Here is a 16,003-nt window from a genome sequence, read left to right on the forward strand (position 1 = left end):
CGGGCGATCCGAACAAGCGCGACCATCCGCAGCGGCTAATGCTATGCTAACGCCATGTGCGGACGTTTTGCGCAGCATCGTCTTGGGAAGAGCTTCAACGGCTCGCCGACTTGATCGGCCACCCCAGGAACCTCGTGCCGCGCTACAACATCGCGCCGACGACCAGGATCGAAGTCATCCGCCAGCGGCGGACCGCTAGGAGCTTGCTCCAATGGGCTGGGGGGATTATGCCGTTATCGTGGAAAAGCTACTGAGCAACCTTCCCTCGACGTTCCACGCCCGCAGAAAACCCACGTTTTGATCGCTCAAGAGCCACCGCCGCCGCCGCCCGGAGTTGCATGGATAGACATGATCATATCGCTTCCTGTTTGATCGGCGCCAGCATCCTCACCGACTTATTAAAGAACCGTTAAGTTTTCGGCATTCTCAGGGTATAGCGCCCCTTCTCGCAAGAGTCGAATCTGCTTGGTGCGGTCTTAGTCAACCCGGCATATCGCTACGACACCTCAACGTATCAAGAGGCATCAAGTTCCATCTGCTTCGTTCCTGGTTGTCACATTTTGCGGAGCCCACCAAATAGTAACCCCGTTGTGCGGAAAGAGCGGCTCGTCGATTCGTAGTTCAAGCTGAGCGCCGGCATTATGCTGCGGTCGGATTGAGGTGTTTCTGTGAATGGGCAATGCGTCGGCCTTGATCCCCGGCGGATGCTCCACAGACACGTAAAATCCATTGGATGTATCGTGACTACGCCAAGGCATTTCATCTCGTGCAAATTTGACGCAGCACAAATCTGATTGGACAACGACACTCTCTTTTTTCCCGATCGGTACGATTTTTTCGTATCGGAGAAAATCCTCGGTTTCTTCCTTCAGCGCATCTTGCAGGTCTGCCGCACTCAGCGGAGCGCCGTTGATAGTCAGGCCCTTCAAGCCCACTCTCGGCTTAAGCGTTTGAATGTATGGCTTCTCAATGAAGACATTTATTGGATACTCATGGTCGACCGTAGATATGTTCTTGACGACATTACGGGAAGTGACGTGCACCAGAACCGGGTCTTCTGCGTTGGGGACCTTGGCGTAATCACAGTCGTCGAGGTAGCAAATTCTCACTCTTAAAGAGAAGTCAGTCCGATAAAACGGATGCCTGAAAATGTTGCTGTCGATGAAATCTATCAATCGCGGGTCATGATCCTTCTTATATATCGCCTCGAAAACATCACGCTTTATTCTCTTGATCTGTTTGAGGACGTTTGCGTTGTGCCGCTCACGTGCAATAGACTCTATTCCGGTACTTACAAAATATGCGATCAGCGTCGCGAAGCCTAGCTCGCCGACGAACGTAGCCACGATTTCTTTCGATGGAACGAAGAACTCGACCCACGTTTTGCCGAGCGCAGCCCCCGCAAGAATTAAAACGATACCAAACCAGAAAAGCAAATGACTTCTTGTGTGTAGAGCCTTCTTCCAATTAGCTTTTGGCACCGATCCACCTTCCTCCTCCTCATCCTCCTTTTCTTCCAAGGCGAGACGTATTGTGTCGTCTATTGAACAATTCTGAGCGCTTGCAAGTCTCCTTGCAAGCGCCTCGGTTTCTCCCGTTAGTTTGATACCAGGCGATCTAGTTTCTGATTGCGACGATGTCTCCCGTCGCTGTCGGCGCAGTGGACCGACCAAAAATGCAAGCAGCCCGATCACGCCAAGTAAAATGATAACCGAAAGCACGGTCGTGTCCCATCCAGCAATTGCAGTCGGGTTAGAAACGGCGGGTTCTTCCAATTTAATTACAGGCGAAACCATGCAATATCTCTGAGCCGGTAGCGAGAGCGATTTCAATCGACGACCGATCGTAGCCCGGTGCCCCAAATTCGACAAGGCGACAACGCTGATCGGCTACGGCGTCAACCGATTCTGAGTACCGTTTCGCTTTCGCGCCGACGCGCAAAGCGTGATCGAAGGGCAGAACCAGGACTTCCTTGTGCGGCGACGCTAGTCCGGCTTCGTGTAAGGGGCGATGTGAGCAGCGCCGCGCATCCGCAATGGCGGTGAGTCCTTAGCCGTCGAAGACGCGAGCGGCGTTGCGCTCGCCTATGTCTATTTCGAAGACGAGCCGACCAGGCGAGCGCTCGTCAATCGCCTCTCAGGCGCGGATGGCGGCGCGCCCGTCGCGCAGACGATCGCGCGGGCGCTGACAGCGGACCCGAAGGACTGCCTATAGAAATAAATTTTCGGCCTCTTGCCGGACACCGAGCCGCGCGGCGATTTGCGCAACTTGCCGCAACAATCCGTGATTTGCGCCATGCGGCGCTTTGATTTGAGCCGGATGGCCATCTAGGGCGGAATGAGATATTTTGCAAAAAGTGATTCAAGATTATGGAGATACGTAATGTTTGGCTCTGCAGTTCGCGCGTATCGGCGGGTTCACGAAATCTCGAAAGAGACATTCGCTGACCGGACGGGCTTGTCGATCGAACAGGTCTCATGGATCGAGGGAAACGGTTTCTTGGAAGCACATCACGCTGAGATGCTGCAGCGTCGCTTCTACTCGATCGGCCTTCTGGTCGCGACCGACAGTGTCGCGATCATGGTCTAGCGTGTCTCATATAACCACCAGATTTACGCATGATCGTTATCAAAGCGGCACGCTGGCAACCTTGCTAAAAAAATCAAAAACGCCCCGCCGTTCCATCCACGGTCGGGGCGTTCTGTTGCGACCGCGATGGATCAGCGTGCGGGCGCCTCGATGAGAGCGAGCGCAAACCGGATCACGTCGGGGGCTTCAAACGAATAATCGGGGTTCCCTTCTATGGCCGTGGCCAGGACGCGCAGCTGCGCCATCGCACCTGCGCCCGTCGTCGGCTCCATTTCGATCACGGCGCGTTCGGCCTCCCACTGAGCGCTCCAAGCGCGCGACAGAGCTTTCTCGAGTGTTTTAACGCGGCTGTCACGCTCCGCCTCCTCAAAGGCGCCAACGCGCTCTTCGAGCTGCGCGCGCGCTCGGAGATAATCAGATCGAGCACGCCCAGGACTTTCAAGGAGCCGTTCAATTCGAGCTTCTTTGCCGAAAACCGGCATCCCGATACCCGCTACTCCTGCAACTACTTCAAAGCGCCCAATGCTGCGCACATACTCACCTCGATATTTCACGAGCCCGATCTTCCGGCAGGCGGCGTCGTAAGCCTTTTGCGCTTTCTCGTAGGCGGCTTCCGCAGTTTCAGCTTTGGTCGTCGCGCGGTCCAAGGCCGCGATCGCCCCAAAAATCGGGTCTGCGCCGGCCTGTCCTTGCCGACGGGATGCTTGCGTGGGCGCGGTTCTGGTATTCTGAGCAGTAGCCATGTCGAACTCCTGTTGTTCGGTGTGGTCAGGCCGGGCAAGGCATGGCGAGTGCCGCGCCCGGCCGCATCCTTATAGCAGCGCCCGCGATTGATGTAAATGTCTGTTTATAAAGGTGTTTTGAATAAATTTTTTATTGCGCGCAAGTCATTGATCGGACTCGAACTCGGCGTCAGCGATAATTTTTTTTATCGGCACGCCTTTCCCCCCGCGCGCCAGTCTCGTCAAGCCCAATATCCCTTGGGAACCGGCTTCTTCTGATCCTATCGTCGGAGAGCCAGACGGCTGATCCCGAGGAGATGCGCGCACCCGCGGGTGTAATCAACCGTCAACGTCGGAGAAGCTGAGCGGATGCACGCGCTTGACTCCCAAGGGCCGCCAAAATGGCTCCTGACAGCGTGGCAGTCACCAAATTGGGGATTTGGCTTTCATCCGAGCAGGCCGGCTCGATCGCGTCGATCAATGGCGATGTGCGGCGAGTTCACTCGCCAGAGCGCGGCGCGTCAGGCCGCCGCGCTCGACCCATTTCTGGGTGTTCTCGGCGGCGCGTTCGATGAGATATCTCGACGCCGAAAAGTCAAACGGGGAAATGTCGAGTGGACAGAGCGCCGGCGCGAGATGCACATCGATCCAATCTGGAAGGTGTTCAAGATCATTCATGAGCCGCCATGCAATCAATAACGTGATTGCGTGCAGCGTCTTGGCGACGGCTCCCCTCGGCGGCTCCTTCAATGCGCAGGCGTAACCCGTCGGGAGGATGATAATTCGCAACGCTCCCAGTTTCGCGGCCATTCGGATCGAAGTGCTGGCGGCGACGGCGCCGTCCATCAAAATCTGACCGTCTATTTCGACGGGCGGGAAGATGCCGGGAATTGCTGCGCTCGCGAGGATCGCCTCGACCGCCAGTCCGTGTGAAAGAGCGACTGCTAAGCCTTGCAGGTCGGTCGCAACGACGTGCAAAGGAATTTTTGCATCCTCGATACGCGAGAACGCCAGGTGAGTTTCGATCACGCGCCGCAGGCGAGAGGGATCGATAATGTTGTCGGGATGCCGAAGCAAGCCGAATGCACTTGCCCAAGTGATCGGAAACACGTCGACGCGCCGCAGTCCGCACCAGATTTGCTCGAGCTTCTTCACGCCTTCGCGCGTTGGCGCGCCAGCAAAGTAAGCTGCGTTCAGTGCGCCGACCGATGCGCCAACGACGAAATCCGGCCGCTCACCTGCCGCCAAGAGGGTGCGCAACATGCCAACCTGCACCGCTCCCAGGCTCCCGCCGCCCGCAAACACAAACGCCGTCTTGCGTGTGGCTTCATTCATGGCGACCACCCCCTTTCGCGGGTATCGACGAACCTAATTTAGGACAGGACACTCCATGATTTGATGGCTCCGCCGCGTCACGTGTTCGCCTCAGCTGAAACGGCGATCTCCTCGGAGGGCTAAAATCCCCGAAGACCGAGAAAAAATATGGCGGCGGGGCTGATTTCCTCCCACTCAGGCAAGCGACCCGCCGAACGCTCGTCCGTCAACTTTCCGAATTTTTCGGAAGGTTGAAAAATTCCATGTCAGCCGGGTTTTCGGGAGCGAGAATCGCGCGCGGGAGGGTGGAACTCGTGGTCAGGAGTTCGATTTTACCCCCACCCCCGGCGCCGCGGCCGCGCCCCTCCCACGCCTCGCCCGGGTGGATTGCTCCTCGATCGCGGGCGGAGTGGCGCGCCGGCGCCGTGAAGCGCATCAGCGGGCCGCGCCGGCTCGTTCAGGCGGCAAGCGGCGTCCGTCGGTCGGGGCGCTCGAGGCGCTCGACCTGGGCGGCGGACAAGCGCGCTTCCTGCAGGCGGCGCGTGAGCGCCGGGATCAAGGCGTCATCCGCCACGAGCGCGAGCCGGAGCCCCAGGACGCCCAAGAGCGACGATAGGGCAAGGTCGCCGATCGGCGCGCTCTCTTCGAGCAGGTGCGGCGCATCTTCGAGCGCGACGACGAGCTTGAGGCCCAATGCGCCCAGGAGGCTTTTCAGCGACATTTCGCCGAAGCATTTCATGCGGCCCGGACCCAGGAGCTTCGAGGAATATCCCGATTGAACGCCAGCCGCGTCGTCGAGCTCCAACATCGTGAGGCCGATCTCGCGTCTGCGCTCATCGATCGCGCGGCGCAGATCGGTCGTCGTCCGGACGATCGTGTAGGGCTCCATAAAGCGCGCTCCCGCAAGCCTTCGCGAAGCATATGCTTTGTTTGAGCATAAGCGTCGAAAAGAGGCAATAGGCTTCCCCAGCGCTTCCCCAATGGGGAGTTGGCGAGTATGTTGCAGTCATATGCTTGAATTTACGAACTATTTATAGCTTTTTTGATGTGTATCCCCTTCGGTGAGACCGTGGGGGATGGCGGAATTCGGGTTCCGGGCCGCTAGCGCTCGACGAGCAGCCGCGAACTGTCGGAAGCGCGGCACAGGCAGTCTCTCCGGCCGGTGACCGCGATAGTAAGCGAGCGGCTGGAGGCGGTTGCGCCCTACCTTTTGTCAGCTTTGGCAGTCCGTCTCATAGGCGTTTTCCCAGATCGCGCCTAGACCTTTTGTCAGTAATGGCAGTGACCACGATAGGCGCTTTTGAGAACACGAGGCCGAGAAGCATAGCGGTAAATCTCTTCACGAATATCTGTAACTATCTGATATACATATATGTTCATGATATGTTCTAAATCATATTTATATAAGCGTGTGGTAAGCAGCAACCACAGCTATTCGAGGCCGCGTCGACGCGCGGGGAAAATGTTGGCGACCGTCTCTTGCGCGAGTCAGGCACCACCTTTCGACGCCGTAGATTGGCCCTCAACACACTAACCCTCGCGCGTGAGAAATCACCTAACAAAAGCAACGCCTTATAAGCAGTGCGAGATTGCTTCCCCGGAGCTTCCCCAATCCCTGAGCGGATTTCTTGTATCTTACTAAGTCTTTGATTTTGATGGTGGGCGCGACAGGGATTGAACCTGTGACCCCTACGATGTCAACGTAGTGCTCTCCCGCTGAGCTACGCGCCCTCGGGCCCAGTGGGCCGGCGCGCCGTCTATAATGGCGTACGTGGCGCCGCGCAAGCGCCCCCTCCCTGCGACGTTGGGGAGCGCGGCTCAGCGCAAGTCATGGAAAAAATTGACACTCGGTAAAGACCGCAGCTTTTCTGTGCAAAAGAATTGTGACGATGCATGATTTCAAGTCTTGCGACGGGCCGGCTTTGTGGCAGACTTATTACGGCTCCCGCTGGTCGCAGCGGAGAGCAGTTAAGGAGGTTTCGCATGTCCTTGCAGGGCCATATCGTCGAACTCCAGCGCCGCCATGAGGCGCTCAAGAAGGAGATCGAGGAGGAACAGCTGCACCCCCACGCGGACGAATTGAAAATAGCGGAACTCAAGCGCAAGAAATTGCTGATCAAGGACGAGCTGGCCAAACTGGCGATCAGCGAAACGCGCCACTAGATCACGCCGCGTCCGGACGAACCCTGGACGCAATTCGCGGGATCGGTTCAAAGCTTCGAGCGCGCTTTAAGCGCGCTCGGGCTCCTCCCGACTAGTTCACGATCGCTTTACGCCATGGGCGGAGAGATTTCTCCGCCATATTTTTTGAAGCATTCGCGCCGCGGCGCGCGATTTGCGAGACCTCGTCCTTATGCCCGTCACCGAGCTTTACCGCGCCGAGACGCTGCACGAAGGCCTCGGCGAGCCGTTCTTTGACCGTGTCGAACCCGCGGCCTTTCCGCAGCATCGACTGCGCTACCGTAATCAGCGCTGGGCCGCGCGGGTCGGATTGGACAGCCTCAGCGAGGCGGAATGGATCGATCATTTCGGGCGCTTTGCGCCACTGCCGGGCGGCTTCGCGCATCCCCTGGCGCTGCGCTATCACGGGCACCAGTTCCGCGTTTACAACGCTGATCTTGGCGACGGGCGCGGCTTCCTATTCGCGCAATTGCGCGACTCTCAAGACGGCCGTCTGCTCGATCTCGGCACCAAGGGCAGCGGCCAGACTCCCTGGTCGCGGCGCGGCGACGGGCGGCTGACGCTCAAGGGCGGCGTTCGCGAGATTTTGGCGACCGAAATGCTCGAGGCGCTGGGGGTCGACACCTCCAAGACCTTCAGCCTGATCGAAACCGGCGAGGCGCTGATGCGCGGCGACGAGCCCTCGCCGGCGCGCTCGAGCGTGCTGGTGCGTCTGTCGCATTCGCATATCCGCATCGGCACCTTTCAGCGCCTTTCCTTCCATGACGATTCCGCGGCGATCGACCGGCTCGTCGAATATGTATGCCGCCACTATTTTCCGGCCATCGCGGATTTGCCGGCGAAGGAACGAGCCCTCGCCTTTCTCGACGAGACAGTGTCCCGGGTGGCCAGACTCGGCGCTGGCTATATGGCGTCCGGCTTCGTTCACGGCGTGCTGAACTCCGACAATATCAATGTCACCGGCGAGAGCTTCGACTATGGTCCGTGGCGCTTCGCGCCGGTCTACGACCCGACCTTCACCGCCGCCTATTTCGATGAAATCGGGCTTTACGCCTTTGGCCGTCAGCCGGGCGCGCTCGGCTGGAATCTGTCGCGGCTGGCCGAGTGCCTGATTCACCTCATCGGACTGAAGCCCGCCGAACAGATTCTCGTGAGTTTTCCGAGCCGCATCCAGAAGGAATTTCGAAGCGCCCTGCTCGATCGGCTCGGCCTCGTTTCAGCCGGCGACGAGGCCGACGCCGCGCTGGCGAAAGCCTTCGTCGATTTTCTTACAGCGACGAAAGCGCCGTTCGAACAATGTTTCTTCGACTGGCGCGGCGGATTGGCGTCGGCCGAACGCGCGGAACGCAGCCCGTCGGCGATCCACTACCAAGCGGAAGCTTTCGCGCCGATCCGCGCCGCTTTCGCCCAATATCGGCCGGCGCCGAATATGCGGCTCGATCACCCCTATTTTCAGCGGCCGGCGCCCTGCACCATGCTCATCGATGAGGTGGAGGCGCTCTGGGCGCCGATCGCCGAGCGCGACGACTGGGCGCCGCTTTACGCCAAAATCGCCGAGATCGAGGAGATGCGGAGCGCCTATGAATCTTAATCGAGCAATTCGCTTGAACGCCTATCGCCTGCGGCGCGATAATTCCGTATTAGAGCGATCGATTCCCGAGCGCTTGTGGTTGGTCCAGGGCGGCCTTCGATGAATGACGCCAGCGAGATCGACATCAGCGCCATCCGCGCCGAAGTGGAACGGCTGCGGCTGGAGCATCACGATCTGGAGTCCGCGATCGAGGCGTTGCTCGCCGTGGGCGTCGCCGATCAGCTTCAGATTCAGCGGCTGAAGAAGCGCAAGCTGCGGCTGCGCGACCGCATCGCCTATCTCGAAGACCAGCTCACGCCCGACATCATCGCGTAATTGAAGATGAGCGTCAGCTATTCAGTTTCGATCGACGTTCCGCTGCTTGAAGACGGGCTGCGATTTTATCGCGACGCCTTGGGACTTGCCGAGATCGCTCGACCTGTCGCGACTTATGTCATTTTGAAATGTGGAGCTTCGCAAATCGGATTGATCGAAAAATCAGCCGGAAGCAAGCCCGCTCAAGGAACGGATGACGTTCGCCGCTATGAGCGTCATTGGACGCCCGTCCATATTGATTTTCATGTCGACGATTTTGACGCCTTCCTGGCCAAGGCCGTGAACGCCGGCGCTACATGCGAGCAGAAATTCGAAGGCGGCGGGCGTCCGCCGATTGCGTTCTGCAGCGATCCGTTCGGAAATGGCTTTTGCATCGTTGGATGACGCCGCAGGCCGGGATTTTCGGTCTCGCTTCCCGGAGGCGGCCGCATCGCCTCTATTTCGGCAGAAAGCCCAGCGCGCGCAGCAGCAGCGGCATGGTGAGCCCCTGAACGACGATTGAAAAGCCGACCACCGCGAAGGTGACGGCGACGATCTCGTCGCGCATCGGCAGACTATCGGGGAGCGACAGCGCCAGGGCGAGCCCAAGCGCGCCGCGCAAGCCGCCCCACCACAACACATGCTGCTCGCGAAATGAGATTTTCCAGCGCGAGAAGAAGAAGAGCGAACTTATCGGATAGACCGTAATGGCGCGCGCGCACAAAACCGTGGCGATCGCCACGGCCACGGGAATCGCGCCGACGCGGTTGAAAGGTATCGTGGCGACATCGGCGCCAATCAGCAGGAACACCACCGAATTGGCGAGGAACGCCGCAAAATCCCAGAAGGACAGCACGAATTCCCGGCCCCTGAGGCTGATATAGCCGCCTTCCTTCTCGCTCAAAATGCCGAGATTGCCCATGATCAGTCCGGCCGTCACCGTCGCCAGCACGCCGGAAACATGAAAATATTCGGCGACCAGGAAAGAGCCGAATGCGGCGATCGTCGTCAGCGCCGCTTCGACCAAATGTTCGGAGGTGCGCAGCGAGACAAGAATCGCCCCGCCGCCGAATAAAGCGCCGACCGCGACTCCGCCGAGCACGATTTTCGCCAGGGTCATGGCGGTGGCCGCAGCGCTCTGCTCGGCGCCGCCGCTTTGCGCAAAGGCGAGCGCCATGACGAACAGCACCGCCGCGGCGCCGTCATTGAGCAGGCTTTCGCTTTCGACCAGAAGCCGCATGCGGCCCTTAATTCGATTGTCCTTGAACATGGCGATGATCGCGACTGGATCGGTCGCCGCGATCAGCGCGCCGAAAACCATGGCCGAGAGCAAAGGCCAGCCGAATGCGGTCATCGACGTCGCGACGACGACCGCCGAAACGAGCGTTCCGGCGCCGGCGAGCGCAAGCAGAGGCAGCGAGTCGCGCATCAGCTCGCGCCACGACAGAGTCAGCGCCGCCTCGAACAGGAGCGGCGGCAGGATCAGATCGAAAATGAGATCATGCGTCAGATGCGGCGCCAATTCGGCGTCGGACAGCGCGACGACCGCGCCGACGATCACCAGCCCGACGGTGTAAGGCAATCTGATCTGACGGGCGGCGATCGCAACCATCATCGCCACGGCGAGCACCGCAACCGCTTGCCTCAGGCCTTCGTCCATGACGCCTCCGCTCCGCTCAACCAAAATCGTGCAGGGTTTTTAGCCGCGCGCCCCAGTTTCACGAAGCGAAATCGGTTCGCCGCCGACGCCAATCGGCGCCGACGCCGTGCTTGCCTATCGTGGCGCCATCGTCTATGCCGCATGGCTTCCCTTTGGAGAGGAAGCAAGAGTGGGCAAGTTGAAACCGCCCGTCGCCGTCATCATGGGGTCGCAATCCGACTGGGCGACGATGCGCCATGCCGCCGAAACGCTGGCGGCGCTCGGCATCGCCTGCGATACGCGCGTCATCTCCGCCCATCGCACCCCTGATCGGCTGTTCGCTTTCGCAAAGTCCGCCGAATCGGAAGGCTTTGAGGTGATCATCGCGGGCGCCGGCGGCGCCGCCCATCTGCCGGGAATGACCGCCTCGATGACGCCGCTCCCAGTGCTTGGCGTGCCGATCGAATCGGACGCGCTGAAGGGCATGGATTCGCTGCTCTCGATCGTGCAGATGCCGGGCGGCGTGCCAGTTGGGACGCTCGCGATCGGCAAACCCGGCGCGATCAACGCCGCGCTGCTCGCCGCCGCGATTCTCGCCCGCGCCGACAAGGCGCTCGCTGCGCGGCTCGCGGATTATCGTGCGCGCCAGACGGAGAACGTGGCGTCGACGCCGCGCGACGGCGCGTGATGCTGCCGCCCGGCGCGACGATCGGCATTCTCGGCGGCGGCCAGCTCGCGCGCATGCTGGCGCTGGCGGGCGCCCGGTTGGGGCTGAAGTCGCATGTCTTCTCCCCCTTCCCCGACGACCCCGCCTTCGACGTTTGCGCGGCGCGCACGCAAGCCGAATTCGACGACGAAGCCGCGCTCGCCGCCTTCGCCGAATCGGTCGACGTCGTCACTTATGAATTCGAGAATGTTCCCGCCCGCACGGCGCAGGTGCTCGAGGCGCATCGTCCGGTGCGGCCCAATCCGAGAGCATTGGCGCTCACTCAGGACAGGCTCGTCGAGAAGGAGTTCGTCCAGAGTCTCGGAATCGCCACCGCCGATTTCGTCGCGGTCGACAATGCCGGCGCGCTTCCCCGCGCCGTCGCGCGGCTCGGCCGCAATTCGATCCTCAAGACGCGACGTCTCGGCTATGACGGCAAGGGCCAGACCCAATTGCGCGACGGCGGCGACCTTGCGGTCGCCTTTCGCACGCTCGGCGGCGCGCCCTGCATTCTCGAAAGCGTAGTGCCCTTCGCGAAGGAAGCGTCGGTCGTCGCCGCGCGCGGATTGAATGGCGAATTTCGCGCCTATGACGTTTGCGAAAACCTCCACGAACATCACATTCTGGCGCGAACGCTAGCGCCCGCCGAGATCGCCGAAGAAACCGCGATAAGGGCGATCGACATCGCTCGCCGCATCGCCGAGGCCGCGCACTATGTCGGCGTGATCGCCGTCGAATTGTTCGTGGTCGTCGATGAGGGACGCGAAGCGCTGATCGTCAATGAAATCGCGCCGCGCGTGCATAATTCCGGACATTGGACGCTCGACGGCGCGCTGACCTCGCAGTTCGAGCAACATATGCGCGCGATCGCCGGTTGGCCGCTCGGCTCAACGCGACGCCATGGCCGCGTCGAAATGCGCAATCTGATCGGCGTTGAGGTCAACGCATGGCCGGAACTGGCGCGCGAGGACGGCGCCTGCGTGCATCTCTATGGCAAAAAGGAAACGCGCCCCGGCCGAAAAATGGGCCATGTGACGCGCATTCTGTAGCCCCGATCTACCTGCGGCCACGCGCTACGATCGAAGCGCGACTAAATTTCTCGCAGCCGTCTGGGGCGACGATTCTTGGCTGCGCACGTAATCAAAACATGCCGAGACGATCGCGCTGATTTGCGTCAAAGGGCGTTCAACGGCTTCGCCGGTTCGACGTGCGCGAGGCCAAGCGCTCTGACTCAAGTTTGGTTCAATTGCCAATGGGTCCCAGATGTTCGCGCAGGAATTGAACCATGGCCTGAAATATCTCCTGTCGCTCTTTCATGTTGATGCCAATCATCAAATGCCCGCCGTTATACTGCAGCAGCCTGGCGTTCACACCGTGTTCTTGCAATGAGCTAGCTAGCGCGAGTCCCTGAGAAATTGGGACGATGTTGTCTTGCGTGCCATAAATCAGAAGCATTGGCGCGGCTTTCTTGGACACGCTATACAAAGGAGACGCAGCCTTATACAGGGATATATTCTCTTCGGGACGAACGCCGCCGAACAGCGGCCCGGATATTACATTTTGGAACTGGGCGCCGATTGTTGCAAGGTCGGTCGGACCGGAAAGTGAGATAACGCATTGTACTTTTGAAGAATATTGACTAAGGCTCGATCCCTCCGCAGCGCCGCGCGCCGGCGCGTCCATCATCCCCAAAAACATCGCGAGCTGACCGCCGGCGGAATTGCCCATCGCGCAAATGCGCTTGGCGTCCAACCCAAGCATTTTGGCGTTGTGCCGAAGCCATCTGACGGCGAGTTGAACATCTGCGAGCTGCCCGGGCCATCTCGACAATTGATCCGTTCGATTGGCCAGTCGATACTCGACATTCGCAACGATATATCCCATCGACGCAAAATTCTTGCAGACGGTCGCCATCACGGTCTTGCTTCCGTGAGTCCAGCCTCCGCCATGAATGAGTATCAGGCCCGGCCGCGCGCCGGGCGGCGCCTTCGGATTGAAACATAAGTCGAGCTTCTGCTCATTCTGCGACCCGTAGGCAATATCTCGCTGATACTCAGCACGGGGACTTTTTTCGCCGGCGGATTCTGCATCTTCCAGCGGTTGGGCGCAAACGCCGCCAAATATCATCGAAAAAATTGAATAAACTAAAAGACGATTCCGAAAGCGCGGCGCCATAACATTCGTCATGCTTAAGAACTGAGGCTTCCGTCGTTGTTTGATTGAAACAAGCTAACTCGGTTCATATCCCGCTTCAAGTGGCCTTGGCCGCCGCGGCTCGCCGCATCAGGCCGTCAGCGAAGCCAATGAGCCGACTTCGTAGTCGCGGCAAACGCTTCCGATCTCCTAACCGCGAACCGCGAGTCGCAGAAAATGAAGTTATTGGATGCATTGAAATTTCGAATTCGCCTTGACGGGAAGGCGCCGTCCAAACATGATTTCGTCACTCAGCTGGGGCGAACGAACTCTCGGGAGACTGCACGCAGATCATGCCGTGCCATCGTCAAGCAAAACGCCAAGCCGTAAGCTTATTGATCAGCGCCATGGTTTTGCTGGGAGGCGGCGCGGCGAAAGCCGAGGCTCCCTGTTTCGAGACCAGCGGGATTTCCGTTTGTTACGAAAATGACGAATCGGTTTTTTACGCGACGCCGGAGAACGAGGTCGCCTACAGCGTTCAGACGATACATGACGGCGATAAATTCTATACAATCTATCATTCCGAGCCCAAAACCCATTACAAGACCGGCGACGGCGTCAAGGCGGGCGTTCATCAGGGCCCATACGCTTCCACAATGCCGCCGCATGACTTTCGCCTGTGGGGACCCGAAGACGATCCCGCGTCATTGATGGCGTCGGCGGGCGTTGGCGGCGCGGCGAATCCAATCGCGATTTCGGGCCTCCGCGGCGACCCTTATTTTTATGTGTTCTTTCTGGGCGTCAATGACGACGAACACATGCGCGATCGCGCGCATAGCCATTGGCGCCACTATCTGCTTGAAGCGCGCACGCGGGACTTTGTTTCCTTCGACCTGATGACCGAAGGGGGATGGGCGCCGTTCTCGCCCGAAGTGCGGCCAGCGCCGGTGCGGGACACGTCGGGCGCCATCATACGCAGCAATTCGGCGCGCGTCCTCGGCCACACCCAGGGTCTCATCGGCTCGATCTCATTCGTGAACGGCCGCTATTATTATTTCTATTTCGATTACGGACCGGAGGGAGACGATGTCAATTTATACCTGCGCACCAGCGCGGATCTTCGCCGCAACGGATGGTCGCCCGAGAAGCGCGTCAGTCCCGCGATTGGCCATGGGATGGTTCGCGTGGCGAAAGCCTGGAAGCTCGACAGATGGGCCGTGATGTACGGCTGTTATGTCGGAAAAATTCAGGACATCTGCGTTCAGTACACGCGAAATCTGAATGTCTTCGGTCCAGGCGGCCTCAGCGATCTCCGCCTGACCTCCTCGGAGTTCGCGCTTGGTCTCGCGCGCGACGGACGAGCAAGATCATATGCGCAACCCTATTGGCTCACGGACCGGTGGGGCAATCTCGACTCGCCGGACTCAAATGGCGGTATGGAATTCTATTGGACGGACATGACGCGCTCGCAGTGTCGCGCCCATCCCTACCCGTTCTGTCCCGTTTATGGCGGAGCTGTACGCAGGGGACGATGGAGCGTCCATTCCAGCGCAAACAATGCGGGTCAATAGATGGCGCCCCAAGCAGGAAGAGCAAAGATATTTGCGGCGCGCCCCCATCGGGCGACGTGAGATCGCAGGCATTGGGCCGTGCTGCCATGCCGCGGCAAATTCGCCCTTATCGAAATTCACGCGCCTTCGCGCTCGGGCGCGTCGCTTTGGCGATCCCGGTGGCGCGCAGCGATGCGCTGGTAGAGCGCTTGATCGAATCTGTTGATCTCGGCCACCTTCGCCCAGTCAATAAGGCGGTAACCTTCATCGTTCTCGTCGATGCGTCCGACATTGGTGACATTGTGGCGCCCGATCGACACCGGCTCCAATCCCATCGTTTCCAACATCATCTTCGAATGAGCGTCGAAATTTTCGGTCATCCCGACAAAATCGAAAAAGCGGTCGATATTCCTCATGGCTAGTTCGACCACGTGATCCGACATGGAGCCGAGCGGAACATTCCTGTCTCCGACGCCCGCGATCATGCGTGTCTGAAGATTATCAAATTCGCCGGTGAGACCCTCATTGACGATTTGATGCAGCGGCACGGATTGGCCGTCGATTTCCAACGAATCGAACCCATTGGTTCGATAATGCCAGTAGTGCGATCTGACGCGCGCGACGGGCTCGCGCATAAAAGTGTAATATCTCGTCGGCTGTCTCAGGAACCCGTCGAGACCAAAAAACGTGTGACCGATGAGTTGCCTGAACGCGCGGCATTGATGCTCGGGCAGTGAATTCGCCTCATCCCAGTCGAGCGCCGCGAAATGGCCCTGATAGAAGAGGCAGGTCTCGCTGTGCGCAAGCTGGCTCCTGATCGCGGAAGAGAACGCGGTGCCCGCCGTTTTCTGTATATGAAGAAACACCCGGCAACGTCCGTCTCCGGGAGTCGCGGGCTCCGACGGAACAGACATGCGTATGACGCCGTTCTCCAGCAATTTGTGGTTGCGGTCGGTAATCCGTATTTCGGAATCATAACGCAGCGACGAGAGCGGAATCGCGAAGCCGAACTTTTTGTTGCGCGCGAACCGATCAGCGATATCAGTTCGAAAGACGATCGCCTTGAACTCGAGCTTTTCCATTCGGTCCGTCTCGACGAAGACGGATTCGAGCGCGTTGTTTTGATCGTGGGAAGCAATCCACCCGGCGATCTCCGTCGCCGAGACGTAATCGACAGCGCCTTCCATCTGCAATCGTCCCGATCCATCTCCAATGCGACCAATCGCAGGTTCGCCGACGACGGCGGTAGAGTTTGGTCTGATCCTGTCGCAGACGGCGACGCCC

Annotated in this window: 16 protein-coding genes and 1 tRNA gene; 9 read left to right on the top strand and 8 right to left on the bottom strand. The window is 59.3% G+C overall.

Going from position 1 to position 16,003, the window contains the following annotated elements:
* Positions 1-524 precede the first annotated feature (524 nt).
* Positions 525-1,796, bottom strand: coding sequence for a hypothetical protein (locus U1E20_RS06290; RefSeq protein ID WP_409979746.1), 1,272 nt, complete (start codon positions 1,794-1,796; stop codon positions 525-527).
* Between the two features lie 586 nt (positions 1,797-2,382).
* On the opposite strand from U1E20_RS06290, the gene U1E20_RS06295 reads away from it, so the two are divergent.
* Positions 2,383-2,589, top strand: a complete 207-nt coding sequence (locus tag U1E20_RS06295; protein ID WP_409979747.1) for a hypothetical protein — start codon at positions 2,383-2,385, stop codon at positions 2,587-2,589.
* Positions 2,590-2,720: 131 nt separating this feature from the next.
* Here the strand turns inward: U1E20_RS06295 and U1E20_RS06300 are convergent, their stop codons facing one another.
* Positions 2,721-3,332, bottom strand: coding sequence for a hypothetical protein (locus U1E20_RS06300; protein WP_409979748.1), 612 nt, complete (start codon positions 3,330-3,332; stop codon positions 2,721-2,723).
* A 96-nt stretch (positions 3,333-3,428) separates the two neighbouring features.
* Between U1E20_RS06300 and U1E20_RS06305 the strand changes: the two genes are divergently transcribed.
* Positions 3,429-3,590, top strand: a complete 162-nt coding sequence (locus U1E20_RS06305) for a hypothetical protein (RefSeq protein WP_409979749.1) — start codon at positions 3,429-3,431, stop codon at positions 3,588-3,590.
* Positions 3,591-3,788: 198 nt separating this feature from the next.
* Here the strand turns inward: U1E20_RS06305 and U1E20_RS06310 are convergent, their stop codons facing one another.
* The 3 genes from U1E20_RS06310 to U1E20_RS06320 form a co-directional block, all read right to left on the bottom strand.
* The gene (locus tag U1E20_RS06310; protein WP_409980360.1) at positions 3,789-4,646 is read right to left on the bottom strand and encodes a patatin-like phospholipase family protein; all 858 of its coding nucleotides are present in this window, start codon (positions 4,644-4,646) and stop codon (positions 3,789-3,791) included.
* A gap of 436 nt (positions 4,647-5,082) precedes the next feature.
* Entirely contained in the window at positions 5,083-5,514 is a 432-nt protein-coding gene (locus U1E20_RS06315; RefSeq protein WP_409979750.1) for a hypothetical protein, read from the bottom strand.
* A 767-nt stretch (positions 5,515-6,281) separates the two neighbouring features.
* Positions 6,282-6,356 (bottom strand) — tRNA-Val (locus U1E20_RS06320).
* 252 nt (positions 6,357-6,608) lie between these two features.
* Here U1E20_RS06320 and U1E20_RS06325 point away from each other — a divergent pair.
* From U1E20_RS06325 to U1E20_RS06340, 4 genes are all read left to right on the top strand, one after another.
* Complete coding sequence (locus tag U1E20_RS06325) at positions 6,609-6,788, top strand: YdcH family protein (protein WP_409979751.1); 180 nt, start codon at positions 6,609-6,611, stop codon at positions 6,786-6,788.
* Between the two features lie 190 nt (positions 6,789-6,978).
* Complete coding sequence (locus tag U1E20_RS06330; RefSeq protein WP_409979752.1) at positions 6,979-8,397, top strand: protein adenylyltransferase SelO; 1,419 nt, start codon at positions 6,979-6,981, stop codon at positions 8,395-8,397.
* A gap of 99 nt (positions 8,398-8,496) precedes the next feature.
* On the top strand, positions 8,497-8,712 hold the full coding sequence (locus U1E20_RS06335; RefSeq protein WP_409979753.1) for a YdcH family protein: 216 nt from the start codon (positions 8,497-8,499) through the stop codon (positions 8,710-8,712).
* Between the two features lie 6 nt (positions 8,713-8,718).
* Entirely contained in the window at positions 8,719-9,096 is a 378-nt protein-coding gene (locus U1E20_RS06340; RefSeq protein ID WP_409979754.1) for a VOC family protein, read from the top strand.
* Positions 9,097-9,148: 52 nt separating this feature from the next.
* On the opposite strand, the gene U1E20_RS06345 is transcribed toward U1E20_RS06340, so the two are convergent.
* Positions 9,149-10,351 (bottom strand): cation:proton antiporter, encoded by a 1,203-nt coding sequence (locus U1E20_RS06345; protein ID WP_409979755.1) that lies wholly within the window; start codon positions 10,349-10,351, stop codon positions 9,149-9,151.
* A 202-nt stretch (positions 10,352-10,553) separates the two neighbouring features.
* Here U1E20_RS06345 and purE point away from each other — a divergent pair, with 202 nt between their 5' ends.
* Both purE and U1E20_RS06355 read left to right on the top strand, forming a co-directional pair.
* On the top strand, positions 10,554-11,018 hold the full coding sequence (gene purE, locus U1E20_RS06350; protein ID WP_409980361.1) for a 5-(carboxyamino)imidazole ribonucleotide mutase: 465 nt from the start codon (positions 10,554-10,556) through the stop codon (positions 11,016-11,018).
* Positions 11,018-12,085 (top strand): 5-(carboxyamino)imidazole ribonucleotide synthase, encoded by a 1,068-nt coding sequence (locus tag U1E20_RS06355; protein WP_409979756.1) that lies wholly within the window; start codon positions 11,018-11,020, stop codon positions 12,083-12,085. The genes purE and U1E20_RS06355 overlap by 1 nt, the downstream gene beginning before the upstream one ends.
* Positions 12,086-12,278: 193 nt before the next feature.
* Here U1E20_RS06355 and U1E20_RS06360 read toward each other — a convergent pair whose 3' ends face one another.
* Entirely contained in the window at positions 12,279-13,211 is a 933-nt protein-coding gene (locus U1E20_RS06360) for an alpha/beta hydrolase fold domain-containing protein (protein WP_409979757.1), read from the bottom strand.
* A gap of 365 nt (positions 13,212-13,576) precedes the next feature.
* Between U1E20_RS06360 and U1E20_RS06365 the strand changes: the two genes are divergently transcribed.
* Entirely contained in the window at positions 13,577-14,740 is a 1,164-nt protein-coding gene (locus U1E20_RS06365) for a hypothetical protein (RefSeq protein WP_409979758.1), read from the top strand.
* 116 nt (positions 14,741-14,856) lie between these two features.
* Here U1E20_RS06365 and U1E20_RS06370 read toward each other — a convergent pair whose 3' ends face one another.
* On the bottom strand, positions 14,857-15,906 hold the full coding sequence (locus U1E20_RS06370; RefSeq protein WP_409979759.1) for a hypothetical protein: 1,050 nt from the start codon (positions 15,904-15,906) through the stop codon (positions 14,857-14,859).
* Positions 15,907-16,003: the final 97 nt, after the last annotated feature.

The sequence above is a fragment of the Methylocystis sp. genome (assembly GCF_046349115.1).
Classification (GTDB): Bacteria; Pseudomonadota; Alphaproteobacteria; order Rhizobiales; family Beijerinckiaceae; genus Methylocystis.

What these genes read in the sequence shown, in the direction of transcription:
- U1E20_RS06355 (WP_409979756.1), top strand. Translation starts at nt 11,018, where the DNA reads ATGCTGCCGCCCGGCGCGACGATCGGCATTCTCGGCGGCGGCCAGCTC.
- U1E20_RS06365 (WP_409979758.1), top strand. Translation starts at nt 13,577, where the DNA reads ATGGTTTTGCTGGGAGGCGGCGCGGCGAAAGCCGAGGCTCCCTGTTTC.
- U1E20_RS06340 (WP_409979754.1), top strand. Translation starts at nt 8,719, where the DNA reads ATGAGCGTCAGCTATTCAGTTTCGATCGACGTTCCGCTGCTTGAAGAC.
- U1E20_RS06300 (WP_409979748.1), bottom strand. Translation starts at nt 3,332, where the DNA reads ATGGCTACTGCTCAGAATACCAGAACCGCGCCCACGCAAGCATCCCGT.
- U1E20_RS06325 (WP_409979751.1), top strand. Translation starts at nt 6,609, where the DNA reads ATGTCCTTGCAGGGCCATATCGTCGAACTCCAGCGCCGCCATGAGGCG.
- purE (WP_409980361.1), top strand. Translation starts at nt 10,554, where the DNA reads ATGGGGTCGCAATCCGACTGGGCGACGATGCGCCATGCCGCCGAAACG.
- U1E20_RS06295 (WP_409979747.1), top strand. Translation starts at nt 2,383, where the DNA reads ATGTTTGGCTCTGCAGTTCGCGCGTATCGGCGGGTTCACGAAATCTCG.
- U1E20_RS06345 (WP_409979755.1), bottom strand. Translation starts at nt 10,351, where the DNA reads ATGGACGAAGGCCTGAGGCAAGCGGTTGCGGTGCTCGCCGTGGCGATG.
- U1E20_RS06370 (WP_409979759.1), bottom strand. Translation starts at nt 15,906, where the DNA reads ATGGAAGGCGCTGTCGATTACGTCTCGGCGACGGAGATCGCCGGGTGG.
- U1E20_RS06335 (WP_409979753.1), top strand. Translation starts at nt 8,497, where the DNA reads ATGAATGACGCCAGCGAGATCGACATCAGCGCCATCCGCGCCGAAGTG.
- U1E20_RS06315 (WP_409979750.1), bottom strand. Translation starts at nt 5,514, where the DNA reads ATGGAGCCCTACACGATCGTCCGGACGACGACCGATCTGCGCCGCGCG.
- U1E20_RS06310 (WP_409980360.1), bottom strand. Translation starts at nt 4,646, where the DNA reads ATGAATGAAGCCACACGCAAGACGGCGTTTGTGTTTGCGGGCGGCGGG.
- U1E20_RS06360 (WP_409979757.1), bottom strand. Translation starts at nt 13,211, where the DNA reads ATGGCGCCGCGCTTTCGGAATCGTCTTTTAGTTTATTCAATTTTTTCG.
- U1E20_RS06290 (WP_409979746.1), bottom strand. Translation starts at nt 1,796, where the DNA reads ATGGTTTCGCCTGTAATTAAATTGGAAGAACCCGCCGTTTCTAACCCG.
- U1E20_RS06330 (WP_409979752.1), top strand. Translation starts at nt 6,979, where the DNA reads ATGCCCGTCACCGAGCTTTACCGCGCCGAGACGCTGCACGAAGGCCTC.
- U1E20_RS06305 (WP_409979749.1), top strand. Translation starts at nt 3,429, where the DNA reads ATGTCTGTTTATAAAGGTGTTTTGAATAAATTTTTTATTGCGCGCAAG.